At 73.2% G+C, this 13,907-nt stretch carries 12 protein-coding genes; 3 read left to right on the top strand and 9 right to left on the bottom strand.

Going from position 1 to position 13,907, the window contains the following annotated elements; genetic code table 11:
• Positions 1-87: 87 nt before the first annotated feature.
• Entirely contained in the window at positions 88-1,269 is a 1,182-nt protein-coding gene (locus L332_RS20590; protein WP_021010156.1) for a hypothetical protein, read from the bottom strand.
• Positions 1,251-2,333: a succinyl-diaminopimelate desuccinylase gene (gene dapE / locus L332_RS20585; protein ID WP_021010155.1), complete on the bottom strand. Its 1,083-nt coding sequence runs from the start codon at positions 2,331-2,333 to the stop codon at positions 1,251-1,253. The genes L332_RS20590 and dapE overlap by 19 nt, the downstream gene beginning before the upstream one ends.
• A gap of 22 nt (positions 2,334-2,355) precedes the next feature.
• Here dapE and L332_RS20580 point away from each other — a divergent pair, with 22 nt between their 5' ends.
• The 3 genes from L332_RS20580 to L332_RS20570 all read left to right on the top strand — a co-directional run bounded on the left by L332_RS20580 (position 2,356) and on the right by L332_RS20570 (position 5,734).
• Entirely contained in the window at positions 2,356-3,267 is a 912-nt protein-coding gene (locus tag L332_RS20580) for a tetrahydrodipicolinate N-succinyltransferase N-terminal domain-containing protein (RefSeq protein ID WP_021010154.1), read from the top strand.
• A gap of 98 nt (positions 3,268-3,365) precedes the next feature.
• Positions 3,366-4,151 carry an ABC transporter ATP-binding protein gene (locus L332_RS20575; protein WP_021010153.1) on the top strand — a complete coding sequence of 262 codons (786 nt, stop codon included), beginning with the start codon at positions 3,366-3,368 and terminating at the stop codon, positions 4,149-4,151.
• On the top strand, positions 4,133-5,734 hold the full coding sequence (locus tag L332_RS20570; protein ID WP_021010152.1) for a hypothetical protein: 1,602 nt from the start codon (positions 4,133-4,135) through the stop codon (positions 5,732-5,734). Before L332_RS20575 ends, L332_RS20570 begins: the two co-directional genes overlap by 19 nt.
• 16 nt (positions 5,735-5,750) lie before the next feature.
• Here the strand turns inward: L332_RS20570 and L332_RS20565 are convergent, their stop codons facing one another.
• From L332_RS20565 to typA, 7 genes are all read right to left on the bottom strand, one after another.
• Positions 5,751-7,202 (bottom strand): NCS2 family permease, encoded by a 1,452-nt coding sequence (locus tag L332_RS20565; protein ID WP_021010151.1) that lies wholly within the window; start codon positions 7,200-7,202, stop codon positions 5,751-5,753.
• A 42-nt stretch (positions 7,203-7,244) separates the two neighbouring features.
• The gene (locus tag L332_RS20560; protein WP_041203899.1) at positions 7,245-8,501 is read right to left on the bottom strand and encodes a citrate synthase; all 1,257 of its coding nucleotides are present in this window, start codon (positions 8,499-8,501) and stop codon (positions 7,245-7,247) included.
• A 108-nt stretch (positions 8,502-8,609) separates the two neighbouring features.
• Positions 8,610-9,683: a succinyldiaminopimelate transaminase gene (gene dapC / locus L332_RS20555; protein WP_021010149.1), complete on the bottom strand. Its 1,074-nt coding sequence runs from the start codon at positions 9,681-9,683 to the stop codon at positions 8,610-8,612.
• 6 nt (positions 9,684-9,689) lie between these two features.
• Positions 9,690-10,010: a ferredoxin gene (fdxA, locus tag L332_RS20550; protein ID WP_021010148.1), complete on the bottom strand. Its 321-nt coding sequence runs from the start codon at positions 10,008-10,010 to the stop codon at positions 9,690-9,692.
• On the bottom strand, positions 10,007-11,113 hold the full coding sequence (locus tag L332_RS29345; RefSeq protein WP_021010147.1) for a PIG-L family deacetylase: 1,107 nt from the start codon (positions 11,111-11,113) through the stop codon (positions 10,007-10,009). The genes fdxA and L332_RS29345 overlap by 4 nt, the downstream gene beginning before the upstream one ends.
• A gap of 65 nt (positions 11,114-11,178) precedes the next feature.
• Positions 11,179-11,751 carry an FMN reductase gene (gene msuE, locus L332_RS20545; RefSeq protein WP_021010146.1) on the bottom strand — a complete coding sequence of 191 codons (573 nt, stop codon included), beginning with the start codon at positions 11,749-11,751 and terminating at the stop codon, positions 11,179-11,181.
• Positions 11,752-11,912: 161 nt separating this feature from the next.
• Positions 11,913-13,817 (bottom strand): translational GTPase TypA, encoded by a 1,905-nt coding sequence (gene typA, locus L332_RS20540; protein WP_021010145.1) that lies wholly within the window; start codon positions 13,815-13,817, stop codon positions 11,913-11,915.
• Positions 13,818-13,907: the final 90 nt, after the last annotated feature.

Here is a 13,907-nt window from a genome sequence, read left to right as displayed (position 1 = left end):
CCCCTTCGGTTCTCGTACCCCCATCTTCTCACGGCCAGGTGACAGGTTTCACTCTCGCCGCGCTCAAGCATCGCTTCGCGAGATGTGCTAGGGCACGGTCCAGTCGGGTGCGTTGTGGTGCCAGCAGAACCAGATCCACACCGGCTGCAGCGCGATCGAGGCAGCGAGCAGGATGCCGCGCGCCCACGCGGGCCGGACGGCGGCGAGGATGAGCGCAGCCGGGAACGCCGGCATGAGCAGCCGCCACGTCGACGACTGCGGGAACCAGACCGCCGCGAGGTAGGCGAAGTACGCGATCGTCCAGAGGCGCCCCTCGAGCGCCACGCCCCTCGCCCACGGCCCCGCGAGCAGCGCGACCGCGGCGCCGACGATGCCGACGAGCCACACGGGCCACCACCCGCCGAACCACCACTCGAGCCCGATGGGCCACGGCGTGAACGGCACGAGCTCCTGCCTGCCGATGTACGCGGAGCGCCACGAGAGCTCGGTCTCGAGGTAGGAGCCCGGACTCCCCGTCACGATCGTGCACGCGATGAGCCAGCCGAAGCCCCACAGCGCGCTCCACGCCCCGAGCCCCACGAGCATCCACCGCTCCCCGACCGGGAAGCCGTCGCGCTCCCGCCACCAGCGCACGAGGAACCACAGGCCGAGCGCGAGCGCGAGGGCGAGCCCGCCAGGGCGCGTGAGCGACATGATCGGGATGAGCACCCACAGCCACTCCCACGCGCGGCGCCGCCACGCGAGCAGGGTGCCCGCGAGCAGCAGCAGGAAGAGCGACTCGGCGTAGCCGAGCTGCAGCACGGGCGCGACGGGCGAGAGCAGCACGAGCGCGAGCGCGAACCGCTCCCGGCCCGGCGCGAGGTCCTGGAAGAGGCGGTAGGCGACGAGGGAGAAGGCGGCGGATGCGCCGACCGAGAGCAGCACCGCGGCCCCCTCCCACGGCAGCCCCGAGAGCATGAGCAGGCGGGCGAGCATGGGGTAGACGGGCATGAAGGCCCACGCGTTCTCGCCGACGTGGCCGTCGTCGCCCCGCGGGAGCTCGACCGGGTAGCCGGAGACCGCGACGATGTAGTACCAGTGGGCGTCCCACATCGTCGAGTAGTCGAGCAGGTCGGGCTGCGCCGGGGTCCAGTGGCTGCGCTCCTGGACGCCGGCGAAGGCGCCGAGGAACGCCGTCGACACGAGCCGCGACACGGCCCAGAGCGCGAGCGGCCACAGCCACCAGCGCTCGGCGACGCGCGCCCGATCGGTCAGCGGCGCGAGAGCCACGCCCGCAGGCTCTGCTCGACGTGCTCGATCTGCGCGACCGGCACCGACTCGTCGTCGGCGTGCGCCTTCGTCGGGTCGCCGGGACCGAAGTTGACGGCGGGGATGCCGAGGCTCGAGAAGCGCGCGACGTCCGTCCAGCCGTACTTCGGGGTCGGCTCGACGCCGACGGCGGCGATGAACTCCTGCGCGAGCGGCGCGTCGAGGCCCGGCCGCGCGCCCGCGGCCGCGTCGACGACCTCGACCTCGAAGCCCGCGAAGAGCTCGGTCATCCGCGCCGTCGCCTCCTCGAGCGAGCGCGAGGGCGCGAAGCGGTAGTTCACGGCCACGACGCACTCGTCGGGGATGACGTTGCCGGCGACGCCGCCCGCGATCATGACGGCGTTGAGCCCCTCGCGGTAGGCGAGCCCGTCGACCTCGACCTCGCCGGGCTGGTTGTCGCGCAGCCGCTGCAGCACCTCTGCCGCGTCGTGGATGGCGTTGTGGCCCGCCCACGCGCGCGCCGAGTGCGCGCGCACGCCGCGCGTGCGCACCTCGACGCGCAGCGTGCCGTTGCAGCCGCCCTCGATCGTGCCGTTCGAGGGCTCCCCGAGGATCGCGAAGTCGCCCTGCATGAGCTCGGGCCGCGCGGCCGCGAGCAGCCGGAGGCCGTTGAGCTCGGCGCTGACCTCCTCGTGGTCGTACCAGATCCAGGTGAGGTCGACGGCGGGGTCGGAGAGCTCGGCGGCGAGCTTGAGCTGCACCGCGACGCCCGCCTTCATGTCGACCGTGCCGCGGCCCCACAGGTGCGGCTCGCCGTCGACGACCGCGTCGCGCGTCGGGAGGTTGTCGTTGATCGGCACGGTGTCGATGTGGCCGGCCATCACGACGCGGCGCTCGCGCCCGAGGTCGGTGCGCGCGACGACCGTGTCGCCGAGCCGCGTGACCTCGAGGTGCGGGTGGGCGCGCACGGCGGCCTCGATCGCGTCGGCGAGCGGGGTCTCGTTGCCCGAGACGGAGTCGATGTCGCACAGCGCGCGCGTGAGGTCGAGGCTCGTCGCGGTCAGGTCGAGGGAGGGGGCGGCCATGGCGCAAGCCTAGACTTGGAGCATGGCCCGCCTCGCACACGGACACGCGCTCGTCACGCTCTTCGAGGGGAGGCCGCTCGATGCGTGGTTCCCCGCACCGGCCCTCGGCGCGGCGGACGGGAGCGCCGCGCCCGACGGGCTCGCGCGGCACGCGGGACCCGTCCCGGAGCGCGGCGTCGAGCTCGAGCCGCGGCTCGTCGAGATCGACCTGGATGCGTCGCCGTCGTCCGTCGAGGACGCCTACCTGCGCCTGCACCTGCTGAGCCACCGGCTCGTGCAGCCCAACTCGATCGACCTCGACGGCCTCTTCGGCACGCTGCCGATCGTCGCGTGGACGAGCGCCGGCCCCGTCGACCCGGCGTGGGCCGCGAGCCACCGCGTCGAGCTGCAGCGCGCCGGCATCCAGGTGCAGCTCGTCGACCGCTTCCCGCGCATGACCGACTACGTCATCCCCTCGGGCGTCCGCATCGGCGACGCCGCCCGCATCCGCCTCGGGGCGCACCTCGCGCCCGGCACCGTCGTGATGCACGAGGGCTTCGTGAACTTCAACGCCGGCACCCTCGGCGCCTCGATGGTCGAGGGCCGCGTCTCGCAGGGCGTGATCGTCGGCGACGGCACCGACCTCGGCGGCGGCGCATCGATCATGGGCACGCTCTCGGGCGGCGGCACCGAGCGGATCGTCATCGGTGAGCGCGTGCTGCTCGGCGCGAACTCGGGCGTCGGCATCTCGGTCGGCGACGACTCGGTCGTCGAGGCCGGGCTCTACGTCACGGCCGGCACGAAGGTGACGCTCGTGCCGGGTGGCGAGACGGTCAAGGCCGCCGAGCTCTCGGGGCGGCCGAACCTGCTGTTCCGCCGCAACTCGCTCACGGGCGCGGTCGAGGCGGTCGCGCGCGACGGCCGCGGCATCGAGCTCAACGCCGCCCTGCACTGAGCCGGCCGCTCGAGCGCCGCTCCCCCGGCTGAGGGAACCCGCAGGATCCGCCGCTCGAGGGACGCGCGCGACGGGCTGCACCTGAGAGGCTTGCGACCATGACGCAACCGACGCCCGTCGACGCCCCGCCGCCCGCCCTGCACCTCGAGCGGCTCGCGAAGCGCTTCGGGCCGAAGGTCGCCGTCGACGGGCTCACGCTCACGGTGCCGCAGGGCTCGATGCTCGGCCTCGTCGGGCCCAACGGCGCGGGCAAGACCACGACGCTCTCGATGGCGACCGGACTGCTGCGCCCCGACCACGGCGCGGCGGCCGTGCTCGGGCACGACGTGTGGCGCGATCCCGCCGCGGCGAAGGCGCGCATGGGCGTGCTGCCCGACGGCGTGCACCTCTTCGATCGGCTCACGGGCGCAGAGCTGCTGCGCTACAACGGCCTGCTCCGCTCGCTGCCCGAGGAGGAGGTCGCGCGCCGCTCTGCGTCGCTGCTCGAGGCGCTCGGCCTCGCCGGCACGGGCGGCACGCTCGTCGCCGACTACTCCGCCGGCATGCGCAAGAAGATCGCGCTCGCGAGCGCGCTCATCCACGCTCCTCGGCTGCTCGTGCTCGACGAGCCGTTCGAGGCCGTCGACCCCGTCTCGGGCGAGGCGATCCGCGCGATCCTGCGCGACTTCGTCGCCTCAGGCGGCACCGTCGTGCTCTCGAGCCACGTGATGGAGCTCGTCGAGTCGCTGTGCGACCGGGTCGCCGTCGTCGCCGACGGCCGGCTCATCGCCGCCGGGACGCTCGACGAGGTGCGCGCGGGCGCGAGCCTGCAGGAGCGCTTCGTGCAGATGGTCGGCCAGCAGGCGCAGGGAGGCGAGTCGCTCGCATGGCTGCGCACTTCGTAGCGCTGCGGTTCCGGCTGCTGCTCGGCACCCTCAAGCAGAGCCCGTGGGCGATCGTCGCGCTCGTCATGAGCGTGCTCGGCGGGCTGTCGCTGCTCGGCGGCACCGCGCTCGCCGCGATCGCCGTGCGCGCGCTCGCGCCGGAGCTCGGCGCCTCGCTCGCCGTGCTCGGCGGCGCGGCGCTCGTCGTCGTGCTCACGGCGATCGCCGTGCTCGTCGGCACGAGCGACCCGCTCGCGCCCGAGCGCTTCAGCCTCCTGCCGCTGCGCGCTAGGCAGCTGCGCGCGGGCCTGCTCGCCGCGCAGGTGCTCGAGCCGTGGAGCGTCGTCGCCGCGCTCGCGCTCGCGCTGTGGCTCATCGTCTGGTCGACCTCCCCCGTCGCGCTCGTCGCTGCCGTGCTCGCGCTCCCGATCGGGGTCGCGACGGTGCTCCTGCTCGCGCGCGCCGGGTCCGACCTGCTCGCGCGCCAGCTCGCGAGCAAGCGCGCCCGCGACGCGATGGCGATCCTGCTGCTGCTCGTCATCCTCTTCGCCGCGTTCGGCATCCAGCTGCTCGCGAACGGGCTCAGCGGGCTCGCCGACCTCGGCGGCGCCATCGGCACGGCCGTCTCGGTGCTCGCGTGGACGCCGCTCGGCGCCGCGTTCGACCTCCCGCGCGTCGCGGCGGACGGCGCGTGGCTCGAGGCGGCCGCGAAGCTCGCGATCGCGGTCGCGACGATCGCGATCGCGTGGTGGGGCTGGGGTCGGCTGCTCGACGAGCGCCTCACGAACCCGATCGTGCTGCGCGGCGGCGGGCGGGTGCGCGAGGGGCGCGCGCTCGACCGGCTGCTGCCGGCGACCCCGACGGGCGCGATCGCGGCGCGCAGCATCCGCTACCGCCGCCGCGACGTGCGCCACCTCATGAACGTCATCGCGACGCTCATGATCCCCGTCATCATCGGCGGCGTGCACCTCGCCGGCATCGTGCGGGTCGAGGTCGATGGCGATCGCATCCCGGCCGAAGGGCTCGCCTTCCTGCCGCTGCTCATGGCGATCGTCGCGGCCGCGATCGTGCAGATCGACGTCGCCTACGACAACAGCGCCTTCGCGTGGCACGTGCTCACCGGTGTGCGCGGCACCGCCGATCGGGCGGGGCGGCTGCTCGGCATCTCGATCGTCTACCTGCCCGCGCTCGTCGTCACCGCCGTGCTCGCGACGTGGGCGAGCGGGCGCTGGGCGCTGCTGCCCGGGAGCGTCGGCGCGAGCGTCGGCACCTTCCTGCTCGTCGCCGGCGTGCTCCTGTGGCTCGGCGCGCTGCTGCCGGGCGATGCGCCGGCGCCCGGTGCGAACCCGCTCGGGCGGGGCTCCTCCGGCGGCGTGCAGTCGCTCGCGGGCCTCGCGCTCACGCTGCCGGTGCTCGGCACGATCGGCGCGCCGGCGATCGGCCTCGCGATCGCGTCCGTCTGGATCCCGTGGCTCGGCTGGCTCAGCCTCGCCGCGGGGCTCGTCGTCGGCGCCCTCGGCGCGTGGTTCGGCATCCGGGTCGGCGGCGCGACGCTCGACCGACGCGGCCCCGAGGTGCTCGCGCACGTGGCGAAGGAGCGCTGAGCGCGCTCCCGGCTGGTCAGCCGATGAGCGCCTGGAGCGGGCCGCGCACGAAGAAGACGACGAAGAGCGCCGCGACGATCCACAGCAGCGGCGAGATCTGCTTCACGCGGCCCGAGACGGCGTTGATGACCACCCAGGCGATGAAGCCGACGCCGATGCCGTTCGCGATGTTGTAGGTGAGCGGCATCACGACGATCGTCAGGAACGCCGGGAGCGCCACTCGGAAGTCGGTGAAGTCGATGTCGGTGATCTGGCTCATCATCATCGCGCCGACGACGACGAGCGTCGCCGCTGCGACTTCGAGCGGCACGATCTGCGTGAGCGGTGTGAGGAACATCGCGGCGAGGAAGAGCAGCCCCGTGACGACCGACGCGAGCCCAGTGCGGGCGCCCTCGCCGACGCCGGCGGCGGAGTCGACGAAGACGGTGTTGGAGGAGGCGCTCGCCCCGCCGCCCGCGACGGCGCCGAAGCCCTCGACGATGAGCGCGCGCTTGAGGCCCGGGAACTGGCCGTCGGGCGTCGCGATGCCCGCTTGGCGCGCGAGCCCCGTCATGGTGCCCATCGCATCGAAGAAGTTCATGAACACGAGCGTGAAGATGAACATCGTCGTCGCGAGCAGCCCGATGCGCTCGAACGAGCCGAACGAGACCTGGCCGATGAGCGAGAGGTCGGGCAGCGCGACGATGCTCGTCGGCAGCGCGGGCGCGTTGAGGTTCCACGCGTCCGGGTTCGCGCCGAGCGAGGGGCCGACGCGGAAGATCGACTCGAGCACGATCGCGACCGCGGTCGTCGCGACGATCCCGATGAGCAGCGCGCCCTTGACGCGCCGGGCGAGCAGGATGCCCATGAGCACGACGCCGATCACGAAGGTCGCGGTCGGCAGCGACGTGACCGAGCCGCCGTCGCCGAGCTCGACGGGCGGCGACGCCGCGCCGGTCGAGCGCACGAAGCCCGAGTCGACGAAGCCGATGAAGGCGATGAACAGGCCGATGCCGACCGCGATCGCGCTCTTGAGCGGCGCAGGCACGGCGTCGAAGATCATCCGCCGCAGCCCCGTCGCGGCGAGCACGACGATGATGAGGCCGTTGATGAGCACGAGGCCCATGGCCTCGGGCCACGTGAGCTCGCCGACGAGGCCGAACGCGAGGAACGAGTTGATGCCGAGACCCGCCGCGAGGCCGAACGGTACGTTGGCGATGAGCCCCATCGCGAGCGTCATGATGCCGCCCACGAGCGCGGTGACGGCCGCGACCTGGCCGTTGGGGAGCCATCCGCCCTCGACGTCGGTCGCGGCCTGCTCCGGCGCGAAGCCGCCGATGATGAGCGGGTTGAGCACGATGATGTAGGCCATCGCGAAGAACGTCACGAGGCCGCCGCGCAGCTCTTGCGCGACGCTCGAGCCGCGCTCGGAGATCTTGAAGAATCGGTCGAGCGCGCCCTTGGGCGACGCCTGCGTGGTGCTGGTCATGGGAGCTCCGTGCTCGTGCCGCGCAGGCGGCGGGATGAGGGTCTAGATGTGGCGCTCGACGGGGCCGACGTAGAGCTGCTGCGGGCGGCCGATCTTCGTCTGCGGGTCGAGCATCATCTCGCGCCAGTGGGCGATCCAGCCGGGCAGCCGGCCGATCGCGAACAGCACGGTGAACATGCGCTCGGGGAAGCCCATCGCCTTGTAGATGACGCCGGTGTAGAAGTCGACGTTCGGGTAGAGCTTGCGCTCCTTGAAGTAGTCGTCGGCGAGGGCGACCTGCTCGAGCTCCTGCGCGATGTCGAGCAGCGGGTCGCGCACGCCGAGCTGCGCGAGCACCTCCTCGGCCGACTGCTTCACGAGCTTCGCGCGCGGGTCGTAGTTCTTGTAGACGCGGTGCCCGAAGCCCATGAGCTTGACGCCCTGCTCCTTGCGCTTGACGCGCTCGACGAAGCGCTCGACGCTCTCGCCCGAGTCGCGGATGCCGCGCAGCATCTGCAGCACGGCCTCGTTCGCGCCGCCGTGGAGCGGCCCGGAGAGGGCGTGGATGCCCGCCGAGACGGACGCGAACAGGTTCGCCTCGGTCGATCCCACGAGCCGCACGGTCGAGGTCGACGCGTTCTGCTCGTGGTCGGCGTGCAGGATGAGGAGCCGCTCGAGCGCGCGCACCATCACGGGGTTCTGCACGTACGGCTCGGCCTGGATGCCGAAGTTCAGCTTGAGGTAGTTCTCGACGAAGCTCATCGAGTTGTCGGGGTAGAGGAACGCCTGCCCGATCGACTTCTTGTGTGCGTAGGCGGCGATGACGGGCATCTTCGCGAGCAACCGGATGGTCTGCTTGTCGACCTTGTCGGGGTCGCGCGGGTCGTGGTCGGCCTCGTAGTAGGTCGAGAGGGCGGAGACGGCGCTCGAGAGCGCGCTCATCGGGTGCGCGTCGCGCGGCAGCGCGTCGAAGAAGCGGCGGAGGTCCTCGTGCAGGAGCGTGTGGCGGCGCACGCGGTGGTCGAAGCTCGCGAGCTCGTCCTCCGTCGGCAGCTCGCCGTAGATGAGCAGGTGCGCGACGTCGAGGAACGTCTTCTGCTCGGCGAGCTCCTCGATCGGGTAGCCGCGGTAGCGCAGGATGCCCGCGTCGCCGTCGATGTAGGTGATCGACGAGCGGGTCGCGGCGGTGTTGACGAAGCCGTAGTCGAGCGCGGTGAGGCCCGTCTCCTTCGTGAGCTTCGCGACGTCGATCGCCGAGCGGCCGTCGGAGGCCTCGAGCACCTCGAGCGGCGTCGTGCCGCCGGCGTGCTGCAGCGTCACGGTGCGCGGTGCGGATGCGTCCGCGGAGCGGGCAGGATCGAGCGCGGCGTTCTCAGTCACCATGACAGCCTACCCGGCGCGGAGCCGTGCCCCTCCTCGGCCCGCGCCTCAGCCGCGCAGCCGTGCCGCGGCCTCGGCGATGCGCTCGTCGGGCGCGGTGAGCGCGACCCGCACGTGGCTCGGATCGCCGTAGAAGGTGCCGGGCGCCACCAGGATCCCGAGCCGCGCGAGCGCGTCGACCTGCGCGAGCGCATCCGTGCCATCGCTCGCCCAGAGGTAGAGGCCCGCCTCGGAGGCGACGTCGAAGCCGCGCGCCTCGAGCGAGGGCAGCAGCTGCTCGCGGCGGGCGCGGTAGCGCTCGCGCTGCTCGTCGACGTGGGCCTCGTCGCCGAGCGCGACGGCGAGCGCGTGCTGCACCGGCGTCGGCGCCATGAGCCCGAGGTGCTTCCGCACCGCGAGCACGCGCTGCACGAGCGGCGCGTCGCCCGCGACGAACGCGGCGCGGTAGCCCGCGAGGTTCGACTGCTTGCTGAGCGAGTACACGGCGAGCAGGCCCGTCAGGTCGCCGTCCGTGACGCGCGGGTCGAGGATCGAGGGCGCCTCGTCGACCTCCCACGGCAGCCGCGCGTAGCACTCGTCGCTCGCGACCACGATCCCCCGCTCGCGCGCGGCGGTCACGATGCGCCGCAGCGCATCCGTGCCGAGCACGGCGCCCGTCGGGTTCGACGGCGAGTTGACCCACACGAGCCGCGTCGCTGCGGGCCAGTCGTCGGGGTCGTCGGCGGGCACGGGCGTCGCACCGGCCATGCGCGCGCCGATGTCGTACGTCGGGTAGGCGACGCGCGGGTGCACGACCGCGTCGCCGACGCCGAGGCCGAGCTGCTGCGGCAGGCCCGCGACGAGCTCCTTCGAGCCGACGGTGACGAGCACGCCCTCCTCGGCGAGGCCCGGCACGCCGCGGACGCGCTCGAACCACGCGACGATCGCGCGGCGCACCTCGGGCGTGCCCCAGTTCGTCGGGTAGCCGTGCGCGTCGGTCGCCTCGCGCAGCGCCCGCTGCAGCAGCTCGGGCGTGGGGTCGACGGGCGAGCCGACGCTCAGGTCGACGAGGCCGCGCGGGTGCGCGGCGGCGATCGCCTTCGCGCCGGCGAGCGTGTCCCAGGGGAAGTCGGGCAGCCGCATCCGGCGTCAGACGCTCTGGGGCGGCAGGGCGGCGACGATCGGGTGGTCGTGCTTGATGACGCCGACCTTCGCGGCGCCGCCGGGCGAGCCGATCTCGTCGAAGAAGTGCACGTTGGCCTCGTAGTACTCGGCCCACTCCTCCGGCGTGTCGTCCTCGTAGAAGATCGCCTCGACGGGGCACACGGGCTCGCACGCGCCGCAGTCGACGCACTCGTCGGGGTGGATGTAGAGCATCCGCTCGCCCTCGTAGATGCAGTCGACGGGGCACTCGTCGACGCACGCGCGGTCCTTCACGTCGACGCACGGGAGCGCGATCACGTAGGTCATGGCTGTTCCCCTTCCGTCGACGACCGATCGGGCTGCGCCCGTCCAGCCATCCTAATCCGCCGCAGCGCCTCCGCGTCGGGCCACGCGAGCGCGACGAACGACGCGGCCGCCGGCACGAGCGTCCAGAGCCAGCCCGCCAGGTTCGCCGGGATGAGCGCGCGCTCCGTGCCCCACGCGCCGCGGCCGAGCGGGTCGATCGCGACGAGCGCGACGACGCCGACGAGCCCGATGACGGTCGCGATCGTGAGCTGCCGCGAGCCCGAGGCCGCGCGCACCCCCGCGATGAGGCCGACGGCGGCGAGGAGCGAGAGCGCGATGCCGAACGGCACCTGCTGGTGCGAGAAGGTGCCGACGACGCCGACGACGACGCCCGCGAGGAGGCCGCCGACGCGGAGGCTCCAGCGGGTGCGGCGCTCGGGGCGCGTCTCGATGAGCCGGTAGTGCTCGATCGCGTCGAGCGGCCGGCGCTGCCCGCCGACGTGCTCGACCTCGTCGCCGACGAGCACGAGCTGCGAGCGGTGCGCCGCGAGCGCGCCCTCGACGCGATCCCGCACCGGCGCGAGCTCGAACGCGACGTCGGCGGGGCGGTCGGTGCGCACGTACAGCGGCAGGTCGTAGCGCCGGGCGGCGATGACGGATGCGCGGTGCGCGGCGACGTGGTCGGGGTGGCCGTAGCCGCCGTCGGCGTCGTACGTGACGATCGCGGTCGGGTCGACCTCCTCGATGACGGCGCCGAGCGCATCCGCGAGGTCGTCGAGGTCGGCGCGGCTCATCGCCGTCTCGGGCGCGTCGGGCGCGGCCGAGGCCCGGCCGGTCGCGAGCCACGACATGCCGGAGTCGTCCCAGCCGTGGATGCGGCGACCGCGCGCGCCGAGGGCGCGCAGCGCCTGCTCGAGCTCGCGCCGGCGCACCTCGCCGACGCCGACCTCCTCGACCTCCGCGCGGCTGTCGGGGCGCGACTCGCCGCGCTCGCCGAGCGTGAAGGTCGCGACGACCGCGGTGCCGCCGCCGGCGGCGACGGTCGCGATCGCGGCGCCGGTCGAGAGCGTCTCGTCATCGGGGTGCGCGTGCACGAAGAGCACGCGCTCGAGGCGGGGATCCATCCCCTCCATCCAAGCACTTCGCCGGCGCGCTCCCGGCCAGCGCGCTCCCGGCCAGCGAGCCGGGGCTAGAAGACCGCGGGCCGCACGGGCGCCGGCACCCTGCCGAGGTATGGGAGCGCCCGGTCGGCGGCCGCCTCGATGCGGTCGAGCACCGCAGGGCACCGCACGCGCCCGTGCGCGAAGTCCTCGCTCGCCGCGTAGACGCCGACGGGCAGCGTGAGCGCCTGGAAGAACGCGAAGAGGGGCCGCAGCTGGTGCTCGATCGTGAGCGCGTGCCGGTGCGAGCCGCCGGTCGCGGCGAGCAGCACCGGCACGTCGGTGAGCGCCCGCTGGTCGACGAAGTCGAAGAGGTGCTTGAAGAGCCCCGTGAAGCTCGCGCGGTAGACGGGACTCCCGGCGATGAGCAGGTCGGCCGACTCGATCGCCCGGATCGCCCGCTCGGCCCGCTCCGGCAGCTCGGCGCGGTCGAGCGCGCCCGCGAGCGACGGCCCGACCTCGGCGAGCTCGATGACCGCGATCTCGGCGGCCTCCCGCCGCGCGACCGCCTCGGCGAGCGCCGCGACGAGCGCGGTCGTCGACGAGGGCCGGTGCAGGCTGCCGCTCACGGCGACGATGCGGAGTCGATCGGGATGCGTCATGCGGCAACGCTAGGTGCGCGGGCCCGCGCGACGCTCGAGTGTGACGCTCGGTGACGTGCACGGCGGAACCCGCCGCATCGCGGCACGACGGGACCCCTCCCGCCGAGCGGGACCCGGTGCACCGGGTCCCCGCTGGTGGAAGGGGTCCGCTCGAGGCTGCGTCAGCCCTGCTTCTTGAGGCGCGAGGCCTCGCGAGCGCGCGTCGTCGCGTCGAGCGTCACCTTGCGGATGCGCACGTGCTGCGGCGTCACCTCGACGCACTCGTCGTCGCGCGCCCACTCGAGGCTCTCCTCGAGCGAGAGCTGCCGCGGCGGCGTCAGGCGCTCGAGCTCCTCACCGGTCGACGACCGGATGTTGTTGAGCTTCTTCTCCTTGGTGATGTTGACGTCCATGTCGTCGGCGCGCGCGTTCTCGCCCACGACCATGCCCTCGTAGACGTCGTCGCCCGGCTTGATGAAGAACGTCCCGCGCTCCTGGAGCGCCATGATCGCGTTGGGCGTCGCCGAGCCCGAGCGGTCGGCGACGAGCGCGCCGTTGTTGCGGGTCGTGATCGCGCCCGCCCACGGCTGCCAGCCGTGCGAGATCGCGTTCGCGATGCCCGTGCCGCGCGTGATCGTCATGAACTCGGTGCGGAAGCCGATGAGGCCGCGGCTCGGCACGACGAACTCCATGCGCACCCAGCCGGTGCCGTGGTTCGTCATGCCGTCCATGATGCCCTTGCGGCTCGCGAGCAGCTGGGTCACGGCCCCGAGGTGCTCCTCGGGCACGTCGACCGTGAGGTGCTCGAAGGGCTCGTGCAGCACGCCGTCGATCTTCTTCGTGACGACCTGCGGCTTGCCGACGGTGAGCTCGTAGCCCTCGCGGCGCATCTGCTCGACGAGGATGGCGAGCGCGAGCTCGCCGCGGCCCTGCACCTCCCACGCGTCGGGGCGGCCGATGTCGACCACGCGCAGCGACACGTTGCCGATGAGCTCGCGATCGAGGCGGTCCTTCACCATGCGCGCGGTGAGCTTCGCGCCCTTGACCTTGCCCGCGAGCGGCGACGTGTTCGTGCCGATCGTCATCGAGATCGCCGGCTCGTCGACCGTGATCGCCGGGAGCGGCCGCACGTCGTCGGGGTCGGCGAGCGTCTCGCCGATCGTGATGTCGGGGATGCCCGCGACCGCGACGATGTCGCCGGGGCCCGCGCTCTCGGTCGGCACGCGGTCGAGCGCCTTCGTCTCGAGCAGCTCGGTGATGCGCACGTTCGAGACCTCGCCGTCGTGGCGCACCCACGCGACCGTCTGGCCCTTGCGGATCGTGCCCGCCTTGATGCGCAGCAGAGCGATGCGGCCGAGGAAGGGGGATGCGTCGAGGTTCGTCACGTGCGCCTGCAGCGGCGCCTCGTCGTCGTACGTCGGCGCCGGGATGTGCTGCAGGATCGCCTCGAAGAGCGGCTCGAGGTCCTCGCTGCCCGGCAGCTCGCCGTTCGCGGGCTTGACCGTCGAGGCGCGGCCCGCCTTGCCGGAGGCGTAGACGACCGGCACGTCGAGCACGGCGTCGAGGTCGAGGTCGGGCACGTCGTCGGCGAGGTCGGACGCGAGGCCGAGCAGCAGGTCCTGGCTCTCGGCCACGACCGCGTCGATGCGCGCGTCGCCGCGGTCGGTCTTGTTGACGAGCAGGATGACGGGCAGCTTCGCCTCGAGCGCCTTGCGCAGCACGAAGCGCGTCTGCGGCAGCGGGCCCTCCGAGGCGTCGACGAGCAGCACGACGCCGTCGACCATCGAGAGGCCGCGCTCGACCTCGCCGCCGAAGTCGGCGTGGCCGGGGGTGTCGATGACGTTGATGATCACAGGCCCGTCGGCGGCGTGGGCGCCGGCGTAGCGGATCGCGGTGTTCTTCGCGAGGATCGTGATGCCCTTCTCGCGCTCGAGCTCGTTCGAGTCCATCGCACGCTCGTCATGCGTGTCGTGGGCGCCGAAGGAGCCGGTCTGCGTGAGCATCGCGTCGACGAGGGTGGTCTTTCCGTGGTCGACGTGGGCGACGATCGCCACGTTGCGGAGGTCTGATCGCGCGGCGATCGGCATGCAGGTGCCTTCCGGTGTCGGGAGTGTGCGACGAACGGCCGCGACCCCCCAGTCTAGCGGGCGGTCGCGGCCGTTCGTCGAGGGCGGCGC

It is taken from the genome of Agrococcus pavilionensis RW1 (genome assembly GCF_000400485.1).
Taxonomy (GTDB): Bacteria; Actinomycetota; Actinomycetes; order Actinomycetales; family Microbacteriaceae; genus Agrococcus; species Agrococcus pavilionensis.
Note: the sequence above shows the minus strand (reverse complement) of the source record. Positions and strands in the feature narration are given on the sequence as shown.

Coding starts and splice junctions, on each gene's coding strand:
- dapE (WP_021010155.1), bottom strand. CDS start 2,333: ATGGCCGCCCCCTCCCTCGACCTGACCGCGACGAGCCTCGACCTCACG.
- L332_RS20580 (WP_021010154.1), top strand. CDS start 2,356: ATGGCCCGCCTCGCACACGGACACGCGCTCGTCACGCTCTTCGAGGGG.
- L332_RS20575 (WP_021010153.1), top strand. CDS start 3,366: ATGACGCAACCGACGCCCGTCGACGCCCCGCCGCCCGCCCTGCACCTC.
- L332_RS20570 (WP_021010152.1), top strand. CDS start 4,133: ATGGCTGCGCACTTCGTAGCGCTGCGGTTCCGGCTGCTGCTCGGCACC.
- L332_RS20565 (WP_021010151.1), bottom strand. CDS start 7,202: ATGACCAGCACCACGCAGGCGTCGCCCAAGGGCGCGCTCGACCGATTC.
- dapC (WP_021010149.1), bottom strand. CDS start 9,683: ATGCGGCTGCCCGACTTCCCCTGGGACACGCTCGCCGGCGCGAAGGCG.
- fdxA (WP_021010148.1), bottom strand. CDS start 10,010: ATGACCTACGTGATCGCGCTCCCGTGCGTCGACGTGAAGGACCGCGCG.
- L332_RS29345 (WP_021010147.1), bottom strand. CDS start 11,113: ATGGATCCCCGCCTCGAGCGCGTGCTCTTCGTGCACGCGCACCCCGAT.
- msuE (WP_021010146.1), bottom strand. CDS start 11,751: ATGACGCATCCCGATCGACTCCGCATCGTCGCCGTGAGCGGCAGCCTG.
- typA (WP_021010145.1), bottom strand. CDS start 13,817: ATGCCGATCGCCGCGCGATCAGACCTCCGCAACGTGGCGATCGTCGCC.